14 protein-coding genes and 2 tRNA genes are annotated in these 14,828 nt (G+C 61.8%); 10 read left to right on the top strand and 6 right to left on the bottom strand.

Annotation, left to right across the window (positions count from 1 at the left end):
- Nucleotides 1-897, bottom strand: coding sequence for an NAD kinase (locus ASD75_RS18555; protein WP_056060503.1), 897 nt, complete (start codon nucleotides 895-897; stop codon nucleotides 1-3).
- Nucleotides 898-925: 28 nt separating this feature from the next.
- Between ASD75_RS18555 and hrcA the strand changes: the two genes are divergently transcribed.
- The 4 genes from hrcA to greB all read left to right on the top strand — a co-directional run bounded on the left by hrcA (nucleotide 926) and on the right by greB (nucleotide 2,986).
- Nucleotides 926-1,930, top strand: a complete 1,005-nt coding sequence (hrcA, locus tag ASD75_RS18560; protein WP_056060538.1) for a heat-inducible transcriptional repressor HrcA — start codon at nucleotides 926-928, stop codon at nucleotides 1,928-1,930.
- A gap of 51 nt (nucleotides 1,931-1,981) precedes the next feature.
- Nucleotides 1,982-2,058 (top strand) — tRNA-Ile (locus ASD75_RS18565).
- Nucleotides 2,059-2,263: 205 nt separating this feature from the next.
- Nucleotides 2,264-2,340 (top strand) — tRNA-Arg (locus ASD75_RS18570).
- A 79-nt stretch (nucleotides 2,341-2,419) separates the two neighbouring features.
- Nucleotides 2,420-2,986 (top strand): transcription elongation factor GreB, encoded by a 567-nt coding sequence (gene greB, locus ASD75_RS18575; RefSeq protein WP_056060541.1) that lies wholly within the window; start codon nucleotides 2,420-2,422, stop codon nucleotides 2,984-2,986.
- A gap of 71 nt (nucleotides 2,987-3,057) precedes the next feature.
- Here greB and ASD75_RS18580 read toward each other — a convergent pair whose 3' ends face one another.
- The 4 genes from ASD75_RS18580 to ASD75_RS18595 form a co-directional block, all read right to left on the bottom strand.
- The gene (locus tag ASD75_RS18580) at nucleotides 3,058-5,337 is read right to left on the bottom strand and encodes a bifunctional (p)ppGpp synthetase/guanosine-3',5'-bis(diphosphate) 3'-pyrophosphohydrolase (protein WP_056060542.1); all 2,280 of its coding nucleotides are present in this window, start codon (nucleotides 5,335-5,337) and stop codon (nucleotides 3,058-3,060) included.
- 97 nt (nucleotides 5,338-5,434) lie between these two features.
- Nucleotides 5,435-5,638, bottom strand: coding sequence for a DNA-directed RNA polymerase subunit omega (gene rpoZ / locus ASD75_RS18585; RefSeq protein WP_005794722.1), 204 nt, complete (start codon nucleotides 5,636-5,638; stop codon nucleotides 5,435-5,437).
- 16 nt (nucleotides 5,639-5,654) lie between these two features.
- Nucleotides 5,655-6,275, bottom strand: coding sequence for a guanylate kinase (gene gmk / locus ASD75_RS18590; protein ID WP_056060545.1), 621 nt, complete (start codon nucleotides 6,273-6,275; stop codon nucleotides 5,655-5,657).
- Nucleotides 6,276-6,311: 36 nt separating this feature from the next.
- Nucleotides 6,312-7,214, bottom strand: coding sequence for a YicC/YloC family endoribonuclease (locus ASD75_RS18595; RefSeq protein ID WP_056747319.1), 903 nt, complete (start codon nucleotides 7,212-7,214; stop codon nucleotides 6,312-6,314).
- A gap of 90 nt (nucleotides 7,215-7,304) precedes the next feature.
- Between ASD75_RS18595 and ASD75_RS18600 the strand changes: the two genes are divergently transcribed.
- The 5 genes from ASD75_RS18600 (at nucleotide 7,305) to hemW (ending at nucleotide 12,076) form a co-directional block, all read left to right on the top strand.
- The gene (locus ASD75_RS18600) at nucleotides 7,305-8,321 is read left to right on the top strand and encodes a serine/threonine-protein kinase (protein ID WP_015012787.1); all 1,017 of its coding nucleotides are present in this window, start codon (nucleotides 7,305-7,307) and stop codon (nucleotides 8,319-8,321) included.
- 82 nt (nucleotides 8,322-8,403) lie between these two features.
- Nucleotides 8,404-9,306: a PP2C family serine/threonine-protein phosphatase gene (locus ASD75_RS18605; protein WP_056747320.1), complete on the top strand. Its 903-nt coding sequence runs from the start codon at nucleotides 8,404-8,406 to the stop codon at nucleotides 9,304-9,306.
- A gap of 125 nt (nucleotides 9,307-9,431) precedes the next feature.
- Nucleotides 9,432-10,166, top strand: a complete 735-nt coding sequence (gene rph / locus ASD75_RS18610; RefSeq protein ID WP_056747713.1) for a ribonuclease PH — start codon at nucleotides 9,432-9,434, stop codon at nucleotides 10,164-10,166.
- Nucleotides 10,167-10,215: 49 nt separating this feature from the next.
- Nucleotides 10,216-10,815, top strand: coding sequence for an RdgB/HAM1 family non-canonical purine NTP pyrophosphatase (gene rdgB / locus ASD75_RS18615; RefSeq protein ID WP_056747321.1), 600 nt, complete (start codon nucleotides 10,216-10,218; stop codon nucleotides 10,813-10,815).
- A gap of 82 nt (nucleotides 10,816-10,897) precedes the next feature.
- Nucleotides 10,898-12,076 (top strand): radical SAM family heme chaperone HemW, encoded by a 1,179-nt coding sequence (gene hemW, locus ASD75_RS18620; RefSeq protein ID WP_369817511.1) that lies wholly within the window; start codon nucleotides 10,898-10,900, stop codon nucleotides 12,074-12,076.
- A gap of 86 nt (nucleotides 12,077-12,162) precedes the next feature.
- Here the strand turns inward: hemW and ASD75_RS18625 are convergent, their stop codons facing one another.
- Nucleotides 12,163-12,504 (bottom strand): I78 family peptidase inhibitor, encoded by a 342-nt coding sequence (locus ASD75_RS18625; RefSeq protein WP_056747323.1) that lies wholly within the window; start codon nucleotides 12,502-12,504, stop codon nucleotides 12,163-12,165.
- Nucleotides 12,505-12,845: 341 nt separating this feature from the next.
- On the opposite strand from ASD75_RS18625, the gene ASD75_RS18630 reads away from it, so the two are divergent.
- Nucleotides 12,846-14,597 carry a GGDEF domain-containing protein gene (locus ASD75_RS18630; RefSeq protein ID WP_056747324.1) on the top strand — a complete coding sequence of 584 codons (1,752 nt, stop codon included), beginning with the start codon at nucleotides 12,846-12,848 and terminating at the stop codon, nucleotides 14,595-14,597.
- Nucleotides 14,598-14,828: the final 231 nt, after the last annotated feature.

A 14,828-nucleotide genomic window follows, 5' to 3' on the forward strand; every position in this document is an offset into this window, starting at 1 on the left:
TCATGAGCCCCCTTCGTTCCAGCGCAGCTTCTTGCGCAAAGTCGCGAAGTAGTTCCAGCCTTGAGGGTGTAGAAATCGCACGCGGTGCTCAGAGCGTTTGACGAGGATGCGGTCGCCATGCAGCAAGGACGCAAGGGACTGCATGTCAAAGTTCGCGCTGACATCGCGCCCGCTCACTACTTCGACAGCCACCTCAGTCGCATCGGAGAGCACGATGGGGCGGTTGGACAGCGTATGTGGCGCTATAGGAACCAGCACCCAGCCCGGGATGGATGGGTGAAGCATGGGCCCGCCCGCAGACAACGAATATGCGGTCGATCCGGTGGGGGAAGCAATGATGAGGCCGTCGGCCCTTTGATTGGCCACAAACTGCCCACCAACTTCGACACGCAATTCCACCATGCCCGATGTCGCGCCACGGTTGACCACCACATCGTTCATGGCCAAGGCTTCGAACACCACACGTTCATCGCGAACGACTGTTGCGTGCATCAAAGGCCGCTGGTCTTCTTCGTAGGCACCTCGCAGCATCGGTGGCAATGTGGTCTGATAGGTGTCGAAGGGAATGTCGGTGATGAAGCCGAGCCGGCCCTGGTTGATGCCGATCAGCGGCGTTCCGAAACGCGCCAAGCGTCGGCCAATGCCGAGCATCGTTCCATCCCCCCCCACCACCAGCCCCAAATCGCACCGTGCACCGATCTGGTCTACATTCAAGGAAGGGTAGTGTGTCAATCCGGTATTGCTGGCGGTCTCCGCTTCCAGCACCACCTCACATCCCTGGCGCTCCAAGAAATGCGCAATATCCTCCAAAGCCCGGCGAGAGCCATCACCGGGGGCGCCTGCAGCTGAAGTCTGGTACTTGCCTATAAGTGCGACATGGCGGAAATTGGACGTCATCGCGAAATTACATCATTAAAATCATTCCATGCTCGATGACCGTGCCAAGTTGTTGCTCAAAGCCCTGGTCGAGCGTTACATCGCTGATGGGCAGCCCGTAGGGTCGCGTACCCTTTCGCGCGCGTCCGGGTTGGATTTGTCGCCTGCCACGATACGAAACGTGATGGCGGACCTGGAAGAGCTGGGGCTGATTGCGAGTCCCCATACCTCCGCTGGCCGTATTCCCACAGCGCGTGGATACCGATTGTTTGTGGACACGATGCTCACGGTGCAGCGGGAGTCTGTCATGCCGCCCCAGCTGGCACCTGAACAGCCGCAAAAAGTCATCGCCAACGCCGCACAGCTGTTGTCCAACCTCTCCCAGTTCGTTGGAGTGGTGATGGCACCTCGGCGTACCTCGGTATTTCGCCACATAGAGTTTCTTCGACTCTCCGAAAAGCGCTTCCTCGTGATCATCGTGTCGCCGGAAGGTGACGTACAGAATCGCGTGATCTTCACCGAGGTGGATCACTCCCAGTCGCAACTGGTAGAGGCCTCCAACTTCCTGAATGCCCACTACGCCGGACTCGCAATGGAGCAGGTGCGAGAACGTTTGAAGTCCGAGGTCGATGTATTGCGCGGAGAGATTGCATCGCTTATGCAGGCGGCAGTCAACGTAGGCTCAGAGGCACTGTCCGAGGCGCAGGACGAGGTGGTGATTTCTGGAGAGCGCAACCTGCTGTCCGTCAGTGATTTCTCCAGCGACATGGGCAACCTGCGTAGGGCATTTGACTTGTTTGAGCAGAAGACACAAATCCTTCGCCTTCTGGACATCTCCAGCCAAGCGGAGGGGGTGCGCATCTACATCGGTGGCGAGAGCCAGGTTGTGCCCTTTGAAGAGCTTTCGATCGTCAGCTCCCCCTATGAGGTTGATGGCAAGGTGGTGGGGACTTTGGGCGTAATTGGTCCTACGCGCATGCCATACGACCGCATGATCCAGATTGTGGACATCACCTCCAAGCTGGTGTCCAACGCGCTCAGCCACCGCAAGTAAGCCCCTACAATACGGCGCTTGCCCCGTTGTATAGCGCTGGAGCATGGCTTGGGGGCGTTAGCTCAGTTGGTTAGAGCAGAGGACTCATAATCCTTTGGTCGTTGGTTCAAGTCCAACACGCCCTACCACCCTAGCTCGCAGGGTGGATGTATCGGCAAACGATGTGTTTTGTGATCCAAATCGCTCAGTTTGTTTTTGGAGCCTTCATCGTGCATTACAATCTTGGCTTGCGTTGAATTGACTGTCTGTTTGCGTAGCCTGATTCAGGAAGGCAATCAGAAAAAAAGCAAGTTTCAAGGGTCGCCAAGAAATCATGCTATAATTCAAAGCTTAGCGGCTGTAGCTCAGCTGGATAGAGTACTTGGCTACGAACCAAGGGGTCGTGGGTTCGATTCCTGCCAGCCGCACCAATGTTTAAAGCCTGCAATCGTGAGATTGCAGGCTTTTTCATTTGTCCAGGCGCTTTGCGCTGATTGGAGAGTTCTGGCAATGAGCAAGGCTTTTACCAAGGAAACCGATAACGCCGATGATGACGAAGGATTGGCACTGCCTCCTTTGCCGCCGGGTGGCAAAAACTACATCACCCCTTCAGGCTATGCACGGCTGAGGGCAGAGCTTCTAGATCTCATCGATAGCGAGCGGCCGAAGATCGTGGATGTGGTGCACTGGGCGGCCAGCAACGGAGACCGGTCTGAAAACGGCGACTACCTCTATGGCAAGAAGCGCCTGCGCGAAATTGATCGGCGCATTCGTTTTTTGACCAAGCGGCTTGAGATCGCCGAGGTGGTGGACCCTAGTTTGCATGCGGGCAGTGAACAGGTCTTCTTTGGAGCCACCGTCACCTACTCCGACGACGAGGATGGTGAGCGCACGATCACCATCATGGGCATCGACGAGGCCGACAGCCGTATGGGTCAGGTCAGCTGGATTTCACCTGTGGCCCGGGCGCTGCTGAAAGCGCGCGTTGGGGACGAGGTGCAGTTACCCACGCCGGGCGGAGTGCGCCATTTGGAGGTGGTGGAGGTGCAGTACCCGCCTCGTAGTGTCGCTACGTAAGCCGTTCGCACACAGACGCCGAGCTGCGCGCCTGTCGTATCGACCTCAGGGCTTGGTGCCGTGCTGAGGTGTCAGGGTTGTGGAGTAATCCTGGCTGCACGCAGCACAGCCTGTGTGCGGCGCAGGTTGCGCAATGCCAGCTCGAGATGGGCCTGATCGCGAACCGCCACGATGAATCGCAGATCCGTGGTGTCCAAGGCTGCCTCATCGTCCATGTCCACGTGGGTGATGTCGGCCTCTGAATTTGCAAGCTCCGCTGCCACGCGTGCCAGCACCCCCTTGCCGTTGTTCACGGTAACGACCACGCCCGTTTCGAACATTCGGGTGGGCTCGTCCGACCAGTCCACGGCAATGAAGCGTTCGCTGTCTTTATGCTGCAGACGTTTGGCGACACTGCAATGTGCGTTGTGCACGACCAGTCCCTCACCGCGGCCCAGATAACCGACGATGCTGTCGCCCGGCACGGGGCGGCAGCAGGTGGCATATTGCACAGAGGCATTCTCGCTGCCATCCAGCGTGACGGCCCCTTGCGACAGGGTTTCGTGAGATGTGTAGCGCTCACGAGTCATGAGCAGAGCATCCGGACGGTGGCCATGCTCCGACATCAGCACCATCAACCGTTTGGCGACGATGCTGGCAATGCGTTTGCCCAGGCCCAGATCGGTCATCAGCTCGCTGCGCGTGCGATTGCCGGTGAAGCGCAGCAGCTTGTCCCACAGCGGTTGGGTCTCAGCGCTGACGGGGGGCAGTTGTTCGAGGCCTTCCGCTCGGATGGCTTGGGTCAACAGTTTTTCACCCAGCCCTTCGGACTCGGTTTGGGCCAAGGTTTTGAGGTAATGGCGGATCTTGGACCGTGCCCGGCCCGTGCGCACAAAACCAAGCCACGCTGGGTTGGGTGTGGAAACGGGGTCGGTGATGATCTCAACCACATCCCCGTTCTTGAGTTCGGTGCGCAGCGGAACCTGCTCGTTATTGATCTTGGCGGCGGTCGTCCGGTCACCCACATTGCTGTGAATGGCATAGGCAAAGTCCACCACCGTGGCGCCGCGCGGCAACGCCATGATCTGACTTTTGGGTGTGAAGACGTAGACCGCATCGGGAAACAGGTCCACCTTGACGTGATCCCAGAACTCCGCCGCATCCCGCGTTTCGTTCTGTATGTCCAGCAAGGACTGCAGCCACTTGGTTCCAAGGCGCTCGGCTGCCGTGCCTTCCCCGTCCTGGGCCTTGTACAGCCAGTGTGCTGCCACGCCGGCTTCGGCAATCACGTGCATCTCATCGGTGCGCATCTGGAACTCGATGTTCACGCCCGAAGGCCCCACCAGGGTGGTGTGCAGAGACTGATAGCCGTTGAGTTTGGCAATGGCAATATGGTCCTTGAACTTTCCAGGTACCGGCTTGTACATCTGGTGCAGTACACCCAAGGCGGTGTAGCAATCGGTCACAGTCGGCACGATGACTCGAAAGCCATAGATGTCCGTCACCTGGGCAAAGCTCAGGTGCTTGAGGTCCATCTTTTGATAGATGGCATACAGCGTTTTCTCGCGGCCTGCCAGGCGCACCTTCATGCCGATCTTGGAGAAGGCGGCATCCACTTCGGCCTGCACCTTCTGAACCAGATCGCGTCGGCGGTTGCGGGATTTGTTGACGGCCTTGGCCAAGGTCGCATAGCGCCAGGGGTGCAGGTGTCGGAAGGCCAGGTCCTGCAGTTCACGATAGGTCTGATTCAGGCCCAGGCGGTGGGCAATGGGGGCATAAATTTCCAGCGTCTCGGACGAGATGCGGCCCCATTTGCTGCGCGGCATGTCCGACAGCGTGCGCATGTTGTGCGTGCGGTCGGCCAGCTTGATGAGGATGACGCGTACATCACGCGCCATGGCCAGCAGCATTTTGCGAAACGACTCGGCTTGATTTTCTTCGCGAGTGTTGAACTGCAGTTTGTCCAGTTTGGTAAGGCCATCCACCAGTTCGGCCACAGGGGCGCCAAACCGGTCGATCAGGTCGGCCTTGGTCACGCCGCAGTCTTCCATGGCGTCGTGCAGTAGCGCGGCCATCAGCGCCTGGGCATCGAGCTTCCACGCCGCGCACTGTGCGGCCACTGCAATAGGGTGGGTGATGTAGGGCTCACCGCTGTTGCGCAACTGCCCCAGGTGGGCTTCGTCAGCAAAACGGTACGCCTGGCGCACCTGCTCAATGCTGACGGCGTCCAGGTAGTCCAGGCTATCGGTCAGTGCGGCGAAGCTGGCCGCAGCCGCATTGGCGGCCGCAGCGGCTGCCGAGAGATTGCCTGCCGGAGATGGGTCACCCGGGCGGGGCTGCGTTGCAGAAGGTGAATTGAGCACCGCGTTCATGCCTTAAATGTAGCGCGGGACTGCGCCAGAGGGCTTTCGGGCAAAAAAAAGCACCGCTGGCGCGGTGCTTTTGGGTGGGCATTGCCCAGCAGAACGTTCAACCGGGAACCTTCTTGAGCATCTCCAGACCCACTTTGCCTTCGGCGATTTCACGCAGGGCAGTCACGGCGGGCTTATTGCGGCTTTCGATGCGTGGAGCATGGCCCTGGCTGAGCATGCGGGCACGGTACGTGGCGGCCAGTACGAGCTGAAAGCGGTTGGGGATCTTTTCCAGACAGTCTTCTACGGTGATGCGTGCCATCGTTTACTCCGGGGATTCAGGTGATATTGAGCGACTGAAAGGTGTCAGCACGGGCGCGGCGCTGAGCGGCGTACTTGAGTCGCTGGGCGTGAACTACGGCTTTCAGGTCGAAAAGCGCGCGCTCAAACAACTCGTTAATTATAACGAAGTCGAATTTGCTGACCTGGGCCATCTCGATGGCAGCATTTTTGAGGCGTACCTCGATGACATCCGCAGAGTCTTCGCCCCGCCGCTCCAGCCGCGATCGCAGTTCTTCCCAGCTGGGCGGGAGGATGAAAACCAGCACCGCATTGGCAAATGCCTGCTTGATCTGCAGTGCGCCCTGGAAATCGATTTCCAGAATCACATCTGAGCCCTGGGCAATGCGCTCTTCGATGGCTTTCTTGGAGGTGCCGTAGCGGTTGCCGTGAACATGGGCCCATTCGACAAACGCGTTGCCTTGCACCATGGCATCGAACTCGGACTCCGACGCGAAGAAGTATTCGCGGCCATGCTTTTCCTGGCCGCGGGGCGCACGGGTGGTGTGCGAGATGGAGGGGTGGACATGCGAGTCCAGCTCCAGCAAGGCCTTGACCAAGCTGGACTTGCCAGCACCACTGGGTGCTGCCACGACGATGAGATTTCCTGGATAGTCCATGGTTGATGTGCGCAAGGCGCTATCAAAAAATGAGTGTCATTCGATATTTTGCACTTGCTCGCGCATCTGCTCGATCAGCACCTTCATGTCCACGCTGATGCGGGTGAGGTCGAGCGCGGCAGATTTGGAGCCCAGCGTGTTGGCTTCGCGGTGGAGTTCCTGGATCAGGAAGTCAAGGCGCTTGCCCACTTCGCCACCTTTTTTCAGCAGGCGCTCGATTTCATCCAGGTGCGAATCCAGCCGCGTGATCTCTTCTGCCACGTCGATGCGGATGGCAAACGCCGTGGCCTCGGTCAATGCGCGGTCACGGGCTGCCTCGGGGAGGGTAGAGCCGTCGGTGAGGGCCATCGCCTCTTTCCAGCGCTCCATGAATCGCAGGCGTTGCTGCTCCACCAGCAGCGGAACCATGGGGACGGCTTGTTCGGCCAAGGCCCGCAGCTGCTTGACGCGATCCAGCAGCATGGTCGCGAGGCGCTTGCCCTCACGTTCGCGGGCGGCCAGCAAGGCGGTCAGGGCTTCTTCGGCGAGGGCCGGAACGGCTTCGCTCCAGTCCTCGGTGCCCGAATGTGCATTGGCACACAGGCGCAAAGCGTCGGCCACGGTGAGGGGGGCTGCGCTGGGCAGCCAAGCCCTGACGGAATCCTGCAAAGAGTTGAGCCGCTGCAGCAGTCGCGCTGGCGGGTCTTGCAGGCTGTTGCTGTCGTCGGTGTCGAGGGCGGCTCGCACTTCGACCTTGCCACGTTTCAGGCGCGCTGTGAGCAGGCTGCGCAGCGTGGGCTCCGTAGCGCGCAGCTCGTCAGGCAGGCGAAACGACAGGTCCAGAAAGCGGCTGTTGACGGATCGGATTTCCAGTCCCAGCCGGCGCGTCTGGGGGGCGCGGGCGTCGGTTTCAGCGCCAGTGGCAGATGCGCCATGCTGTGCGCTGGCGTATCCGGTCATGCTGTAAACTGGCATTGGACTTTTTGATGGTTGCTTGCGATCCGGCGATTATCCGGGTTCCGCCTTACCCCCGAATCATCTTCGCAAAATATGTCAAAAATCAAACCGGCCCCCTTGCCGCCCGATACCGCAATTGGCGGTTACCGTGTGGTGCGCCGGTTGTCCTCCGGTGGTTTTGGTGTGGTCTATCTGGCCCTCGACGCCGAAGGCCAGCAGGTGGCCATCAAGGAGTACCTTCCTTCGTCCCTGGCGACCCGCGCTCCTGGTGAGTTGCTTCCGAAGGTGCCGCCCGAAAAGCTCTCGCTGTACCGCCTGGGGCTTAAGAGCTTCTTTGAAGAGGGCCGCTCGCTGGCTCAGATCTCGCACGCCTCCGTGGTGAGCGTGCTCAATTTCTTCCGCGAGAACGAAACCGTTTACATGGTGATGAACTATCTGGAGGGCGCGACCCTGCAGGACTTCATCATCACCGCCCGCGACCTCAAGACACAGAAGGTGTTCCGCGAGTCCACCATCCGCTCGTTGTTCGATGAAGTGCTGCGCGGCCTGCGCATCGTGCACCAGCACAAGATGCTGCACTTGGACATCAAGCCCGCCAACATCTTCATCACCGACGACAACAAGGCCGTGATGATCGACTTCGGCGCGGCGCGCGAAGTGCTGAGCAAGGAAGGCAATTTCATCCGCCCCATGTACACCCCCGGCTTTGCTGCGCCCGAGATGTACCGGCGCGATTCGCAGATGGGGCCGTGGACCGACATCTATGCCATCGGCGCCTGCATTTACGCTTGCATGCAGGGCTTTCCGCCCAACGAGGCGCCGCAGCGCGTGGACAAGGACCGCCTGTCGCTCGCCCTGACCAAGTTGCGTGGCGTGTATTCCGACAACCTGATTGAGGTGGTGGAGTGGTGCATGGCGCTTGACCCGCTGTCCCGCCCCCAGTCGGTGTTTGCCTTGCAAAAAGAGCTCAGCCGCGAGGGTGAGCGCCGCTACACCAAGCTCACGGTGGCCGAGAAGATGCGGCTGCAATTGGACACCCTGGTGTCTGACACCAAGAAAAATGTGCAGAAGGTGGGTGAAGCCACCGGTATCGGAGCCAAGCCCAAATGAACCAGGCGCACGCAATGCGGGTTCGGGCGAGGTACATGTCCACGGATGGCGCCCGGGTGCATCCTTGTTTGCGTGAGTCCTTATGAAGTTCTCGGTATTCCAGATCAGCCGCCGTGGCGGCCGCGAGAAGAACGAAGACCGCATGGGCTATTGCTACACGCGCGAATCGGGCCTGTTTGTATTGGCCGACGGCATGGGTGGCCACCCTGAAGGTGAAGTGGCCGCACAGATCGCGCTGCAGACCATCTCGGCGCTGTTCCAGCGCCAGGCCAAGCCCCAGCTCAAGGATGTGCAGGAGTTCCTGTCCGGCGCGTTGCTCGCGGCACACCACCAGATCCTGCGCTACGCCACGGAGAAAGGCATGCTCGACACACCGCGCACCACCTTGGTCGCGGCGGTGTTGCAGGCCGGTACCGCCACCTGGATCCATTGCGGAGACTCGCGCCTGTACATGGTGCGCGATGGCGATCTGCTGACCCGTACGCGGGACCACTCGTACATGGAGTTGCGCAACACGCCGCCCCCTGGTCTGGACAAGATCAACCGCAACGTGCTGTTCACCTGCCTGGGTTCGCCCACCAAGCCCATTTACGACATCACCGGCCCTGTGTACCTGGAGCAGGGCGACCGTATTCTGTTGTGCTCAGACGGCCTGTGGGGCACGCTCAGCGACGAAGACATCGCCAAGCAGCTGGGCCGCAATACCGTGTCGCACGCTGTGCCCGAGCTGGTGGAAGATGCGCTTCGCAAAGCCGGGGACAGCAGTGACAACGTGACCGTGGTGGCTCTGGAGTGGGAGACGCCAGATGCGTTCGAGTCCACCCAGGGGGTGTCCACGGACAGCATCAGCGACGACGTGTTTGCGTCCACCATCCAGGCGGGCCCGCTCGATGGGCTGGTGGATGACCTGGACGATGCGGCCATCGAGCGGTCGATCGCCGAAATCAACGAAGCCATCCGTCGCTCTGCTGCCCGCAAGGCCTGAACTGCCATCGGCGCTGTGGGTTGCATCCAGGCTCCCTCCATGCGAATGCATGGAACCAGGTTTTTTCGCCTTTCATCGCCCACCTCATGGCGCAGGTGGGCGACCCGCTCCATACAGAGAATCACATGACCACCTTCATCCGCACCGGCAACCGCGCCGCCAACCAACTGCGCCCTGTGCGCATCACGCGCCACTACACCATGCACGCCGAAGGCTCGGTGCTGATTGAGTTTGGCAACACCAAGGTGCTCTGCACCGCCTCGGTGGAAGAGCGTGTGCCCCCGCACAAGCGCAGTAGCGGCGAGGGCTGGGTCACGGCGGAGTACGGCATGCTGCCGCGCGCCACCCACACCCGCAGCGACCGCGAGGCCGCACGGGGCAAGCAGACCGGCCGCACGCAGGAGATCCAGCGCCTCATCGGCCGCAGCCTGCGCGCCGTGTTTGACCTCAAGCTATTGGGTGAGCGCACCATACAGATCGACTGCGACGTGATCCAGGCCGATGGGGGCACACGCACCGCCGCTATCACGGGCGCCTGGGTCGCGGCCCAGGATGCGGTCAACCAGCTGCTGGCCAGCGGCAAAATCGCCCAGTCGCCGCTGCTGCAGCCCGTAGCAGCCATTTCGGTGGGCATCGTGCAGGGCACGCCGCTGCTGGACCTGGAATATGTGGAGGACGTGGATTGCGACACCGACATGAACGTCGTAATGACGGGCGCAGGCCACTATGTGGAGGTGCAGGGCACAGCCGAAGGCGTGGCCTTTACCCGCGCCGAGATGGACCAACTGCTGGGGCTGGCCGAACAGGGCATCGCCCAGCTGGTGCAGCTGCAGCAGCAAGCCCTGCAAAATACTCCTTAATTGATAGCTGCTTGCGCATATTTCACTAGCGCTTGCGGCCATTTTGACCATGAAAATTGTTCTGGCATCCAACAACCGCGGCAAACTGGCCGAGTTGCAGGCCATGTTTGCGCCCCTGGGCGTGGAACTGGTGCGCCAAGCCGACCTGGGTGTGGGTGAGGCCGAGGAGCCTTACCGCACCTTTGTCGAAAACGCCCTGGCCAAGGCAAGGTTTGCATCCGAACACACGGGCTTGCCGGCGCTGGCCGACGATGCCGGCATGTGTGTGGACGCTTTTGGCGGCCTGCCGGGCGTGGACACCGCGTATTACTGCACCCAGTTCGGCTACGAGAAAAGCGACGACAACAACGTGCGCGCGCTGCTGGAGCAACTGCAAGGCGTGACCAACCGCCGCGCCGCCATGGTCAGCACCCTGGTCGCCGTGCGCAGCCCGCAAGACCCGGAGCCGCTGATCGCCGTAGGCCGCGTGGTGGGCGAGATCACCACCGAACCCCGGGGCAGCAACGGCTTTGGCTTCGACCCCGTGATGTTCATCCCTGAGTTCGGCAAGACCTTTGCCGAGCTGCCTGTGGAGGTGAAAAACGCCCACAGCCACCGGGGTCGATCGGCCGCACAGATGCTGGCGCTGATGCGCGAACGCTGGTTGTAGAAGGGCGCTGACCGTGGTTCATATTCCGATCACGCCACAGGCCGAGGCCGAACCTGCCGTGGTGCGCGACATCCAGCACTACATGCGTCCGGGCCTGTTGCAGCTGCCCAGCCTGCCGCCCCTGTCGCTGTACGTACACCTGCCCTGGTGCCTCAAGAAATGTCCGTACTGCGACTTCAACTCGCACGAATTTCGCGCGGATGCCACTGGTGGCGAGGTGCCCGAGCAGCGCTACATCGATGCCCTGATGGCCGACCTGGAGGCCGCGCTGCCCCTGGTCTGGGGGCGGTCCGTGCACAGCATCTTCATCGGCGGCGGCACGCCCAGCCTGTTTTCGCCGGCAGCCATCGACCGGCTGATCGGCGACATCCGCGCCCGCCTGCGGCTGGAGCCAGATTGCGAGATCACGATGGAGGCCAACCCCGGTACGTTCGAGAAAGACCGTTTTCGCGCCTTCCGCGCGGCGGGCGTCACGCGCCTGTCGGTGGGGGTGCAGAGCTTTAACGACCAGCACCTGAAGGCCCTGGGCCGCGTGCACGACCGTTCCCAGGCGATGGCGGCGGTGGAGGAGGCTGCTGCGTCCTTCGACACCTTCAACCTCGACATCATGTACGCCTTGCCGGGCCAGACGCTGCCAGAGCTGGAGCAGGACCTGCGAACGGCGCTGGCCTTCAAGCCGCCGCACATCTCCATCTACCACCTCACCATCGAGCCCAATACCTACTTCGCCAAGTTCCCCCCGGCCATCCCCGAGGACGACCAGGCTTACGCGATGCTTGACCGCATCACCGAGATGACGGGGCAGGCGGGCATGGCGCGGTACGAGATTTCTGCGTATGCGCAGCCGGGCCACCAGTGTTTTCACAACACCAACTACTGGCAGTTTGGCGACTACCTGGGCATCGGCGCGGGCGCGCACAGCAAGCTGAGCTTTGCGCACCGCGTGGTGCGGCAGGTGCGCTTTCGGGACCCCGCGCGCTACATGGACAACGCCCTGGCAGGCCATGCCGTGGCGCAGGACGACGAGGTGCGCCGCGCCGATCTGCCGTTTGAGTACATGCTCAACGCCCTGCGCCTGCGCGAAGGCTTTGCGCTGCAGGACTTCATGGCCCGCACAGGCCTGCCGTTGACCGCCATCGCCAAGGGCCTGGAAGCAGCCGAGCGCAAGGGCCTGATCGAGCGCGACATGGCGCGCGTGTGGCCTACCGAGCGGGGCTTTGACTTTCTGAGCGATCTGCAGGAGCTGTTCCTGGCGGACTGACGGAGGGAGGCTCCATCAAAGCCGGTTTGTGATCTCCCGGGAGATTGTTGGCAGGCCCTCAGGCCATTCAGCAGCCGGGGGCAAGCTCAGCCACACTTTGCCGCAAGGATGCGGCCATTGCCGTCTACCTCCAGGTTCAGCCGCTGGGTGTCGTATTCCTTGGTGATGATTTGCCCTGGGCGCAGGATGCGCGCCGTCTGCGCGCCCGAGCGCTGACGAGCAGATTCAACAACCGATGCGGTGCTGTTTTGCCCCACGACAAACTGCGCGGGCTGGGCGTTGCACACGCTGGCGGGGGGTGATCCAGACCCTGCGGCGGCCGAGCCCGCCGATAGCGCGGGTGTCTGCCCATAACCCGCGCAACCGGTGACGGCCGCTCCCAGGGCCAGGCAGCAGGCGACGGCAAAAGTGGGGCGGGTCTTCATCATGGCAGCGGGCTCCTGAGTTCAAAACGCCCACCATAGCGGAATGCAGGTGCCATGGGGTTTCCGTAGCAATATGGGCCGGTTTCCAGCCGTAACGGGCTGTTGCCTGCATCCGTCTCCGCTGGAGCGGGTTCTTGACTTGTATCAAGATGTGTTGTGAGATGGCAACATGCTCGCCAACTGATCGCGGGGCCACCACTCCTCGACGGGTTGCCGTAAGCCCGGTTCCGCACAATGGAGCGTCCGCCGTTGTGCGTTGTGTGTTGGCAACGGCGGGCCCTTGCCATCTGGGGCTGCGTGATGCGCGGGCCTGTGTCGACGTCGCCGTACCGAACCTTCTGACCATGCCTGACGATTCCCGCCTTCGCCTCATCCGTGCCCTGGGCGACACCCTGGATGGTCTGGATGTTGCGCTGTGTGCGTTTGACGACACCGACCGCACGCTGGCCTGGAACAGTACCTTCTTCAAGTTCTTTCCAGAGCACGCGGGGCATGTGTACGTGGGCGAGCCTTACGAGGCCAACCTGCGCCGCTTCTACACCCAGCGGCTGGATGCCCAGGAGCTGCCCAACATCGAACGCTACATCACGGCCGGTGTTGAGCGGCACCGCGCACAGACCCGGCCTTACAGCTTTGAGCACCGGGGGCTGCGCGTCCATGTGTCGTCGTTGCCCATCGATGGCGGGGGGCGGGTGCGTGTGTGGCGTGCCGAGGCGCTACCGGCTCAGAGCGCATCCATTGACATGGCCGCGCAATCCAGCGCCGACATCCACGAACCCGGCTACCTGCGCAGTCCGGTGATCGAAAGCACCGAACTGTTTGACCGCATTCCCGATGGGCTGATGATCTGCGCTGAAGACCAGCGCATCCAGTGGGTCAATCAGCCCTTCATGCAGATGTACCACCTGCCAGACCGCGCTGCCGCAATGGGTCTGGCGTTTGACGAGGTGTACCGCCACGCCTGGTCCGTCGAAGGCCAGGGAGATATGGCGCCTTTTTACGACGGCCTGTCGATCTTGCAGGAGCACATGCGTTTTGCTGGGGCGCCGTTTGAGGTGCCCTTGCCGCGCAGCCGCTGGAGCCGCGTCATCGCCAAGCAGGGCAGCGACGGCACGGTGTTCTACGCCCATGTGGACATCACCGAGCTCAAGCGCCAGCAGCGCCTGCTGGCCCAGGCGGAACGCAGCGCCCGCGACAGCGAGGCGCAATTGCGCGAGAAATCCATCCTGCTCGAAGCCACGCTGGAGCACATGGACCAGGGCGTGGCCAAGATCAGCGCCACGGGGGTGGTCGAGCTGTGCAACCGCCGGGCCATGGAACTGCTGGACCTGCCGGCCGAGCTGATGGCATCCAAGCCCACGCTGGTGAATGTGCTGGCCTACCTGCGGGCTCGTGGCGAATTCCAGGGCGCATCGCAGGAAGTGCAGGACCTGCTGCGACACAGCAATGGCGGGGTCGATCAGCCCCAGGTGTATGACCGTCCCCGGCCCGATGGCCGCATCCTGGAGGTCCAGACCGTGCCCATCAAAGGCGGCGGCGCGCTGCGCACCTTCACCGATGTCACCCAGCGCAAGCAGGCCGAGCAGCAGATCCGCCATGTGGCAGAGCACGACGGCTTGACGGGCTTGCTCAACCGCACCGCCTTTTTGCAAGCATTGCAGGCCGCAGCCACCGACGTGCACCGGTCGGGCCGTGGCTTCGCTGTCTTGTACGTGGATCTGGATGGGTTCAAACCCGTCAATGACCGCCACGGGCACGCCGTAGGTGACCAGTTGCTGGTTTGGGTGGCCCGGCAACTGACGCAGGCCGCGCGCGAGGACGATGTGGTGGCGCGCCTGGGCGGCGATGAGTTCGCGTTGCTGCAGCGGGGCGTATCGGACGGTGACAGTGCGTACCGCCTGGCCGACCGCCTGGTTCAAGCCCTGGGCCGGCCCACCGAGATCGAAGCGCATGCGCTGCAAATCGGCGCGTCCATCGGTATTGTCCTGTCGCCCGGTGACGGCACCGAGGCCGAAGAACTCCTGCGCAAGGCCGATTCCGCGATGTACCTGGCCAAGGCCACGGGGCGGGGCTGCGCAAGGATTTACGGAACGTGAACGTTGGGCTGCCCGGGCGCTTAACCCACGATCCCTTTCTGCTGCTGATCGACGGAGCTTAGAGGAATCGGTCCTGTCCTACATGCCCACATTGGTCACCGTCCTAACATTGGTCTGTCGATCCCCTCGACATCCCTCCCGCTTGCATCGCGCAAGTGTTAAGCCCGCAGCCTGCGGGCTTTTTTTTCCCGCCCTCAGGCATCAACACGGGGGTGAAAAAGCGACTGCGCC

Origin of the sequence: Acidovorax sp. Root568, from assembly GCF_001427445.1 — a bacterium.
Classification (GTDB): domain Bacteria; phylum Pseudomonadota; class Gammaproteobacteria; order Burkholderiales; family Burkholderiaceae_C; genus Acidovorax; species Acidovorax delafieldii.

Bases quoted from the DNA above. Each gene is read 5' to 3' on its own strand.
- ASD75_RS18555 (WP_056060503.1), bottom strand. From the start codon at position 897: ATGACGTCCAATTTCCGCCATGTCGCACTTATAGGCAAGTACCAGACT.
- hrcA (WP_056060538.1), top strand. From the start codon at position 926: ATGCTCGATGACCGTGCCAAGTTGTTGCTCAAAGCCCTGGTCGAGCGT.
- greB (WP_056060541.1), top strand. From the start codon at position 2,420: ATGAGCAAGGCTTTTACCAAGGAAACCGATAACGCCGATGATGACGAA.
- ASD75_RS18580 (WP_056060542.1), bottom strand. From the start codon at position 5,337: ATGAACGCGGTGCTCAATTCACCTTCTGCAACGCAGCCCCGCCCGGGT.
- rpoZ (WP_005794722.1), bottom strand. From the start codon at position 5,638: ATGGCACGCATCACCGTAGAAGACTGTCTGGAAAAGATCCCCAACCGC.
- gmk (WP_056060545.1), bottom strand. From the start codon at position 6,275: ATGGACTATCCAGGAAATCTCATCGTCGTGGCAGCACCCAGTGGTGCT.
- ASD75_RS18595 (WP_056747319.1), bottom strand. From the start codon at position 7,214: ATGACCGGATACGCCAGCGCACAGCATGGCGCATCTGCCACTGGCGCT.
- ASD75_RS18600 (WP_015012787.1), top strand. From the start codon at position 7,305: ATGTCAAAAATCAAACCGGCCCCCTTGCCGCCCGATACCGCAATTGGC.
- ASD75_RS18605 (WP_056747320.1), top strand. From the start codon at position 8,404: ATGAAGTTCTCGGTATTCCAGATCAGCCGCCGTGGCGGCCGCGAGAAG.
- rph (WP_056747713.1), top strand. From the start codon at position 9,432: ATGACCACCTTCATCCGCACCGGCAACCGCGCCGCCAACCAACTGCGC.
- rdgB (WP_056747321.1), top strand. From the start codon at position 10,216: ATGAAAATTGTTCTGGCATCCAACAACCGCGGCAAACTGGCCGAGTTG.
- hemW (WP_369817511.1), top strand. From the start codon at position 10,898: ATGCGTCCGGGCCTGTTGCAGCTGCCCAGCCTGCCGCCCCTGTCGCTG.
- ASD75_RS18625 (WP_056747323.1), bottom strand. From the start codon at position 12,504: ATGATGAAGACCCGCCCCACTTTTGCCGTCGCCTGCTGCCTGGCCCTG.
- ASD75_RS18630 (WP_056747324.1), top strand. From the start codon at position 12,846: ATGCCTGACGATTCCCGCCTTCGCCTCATCCGTGCCCTGGGCGACACC.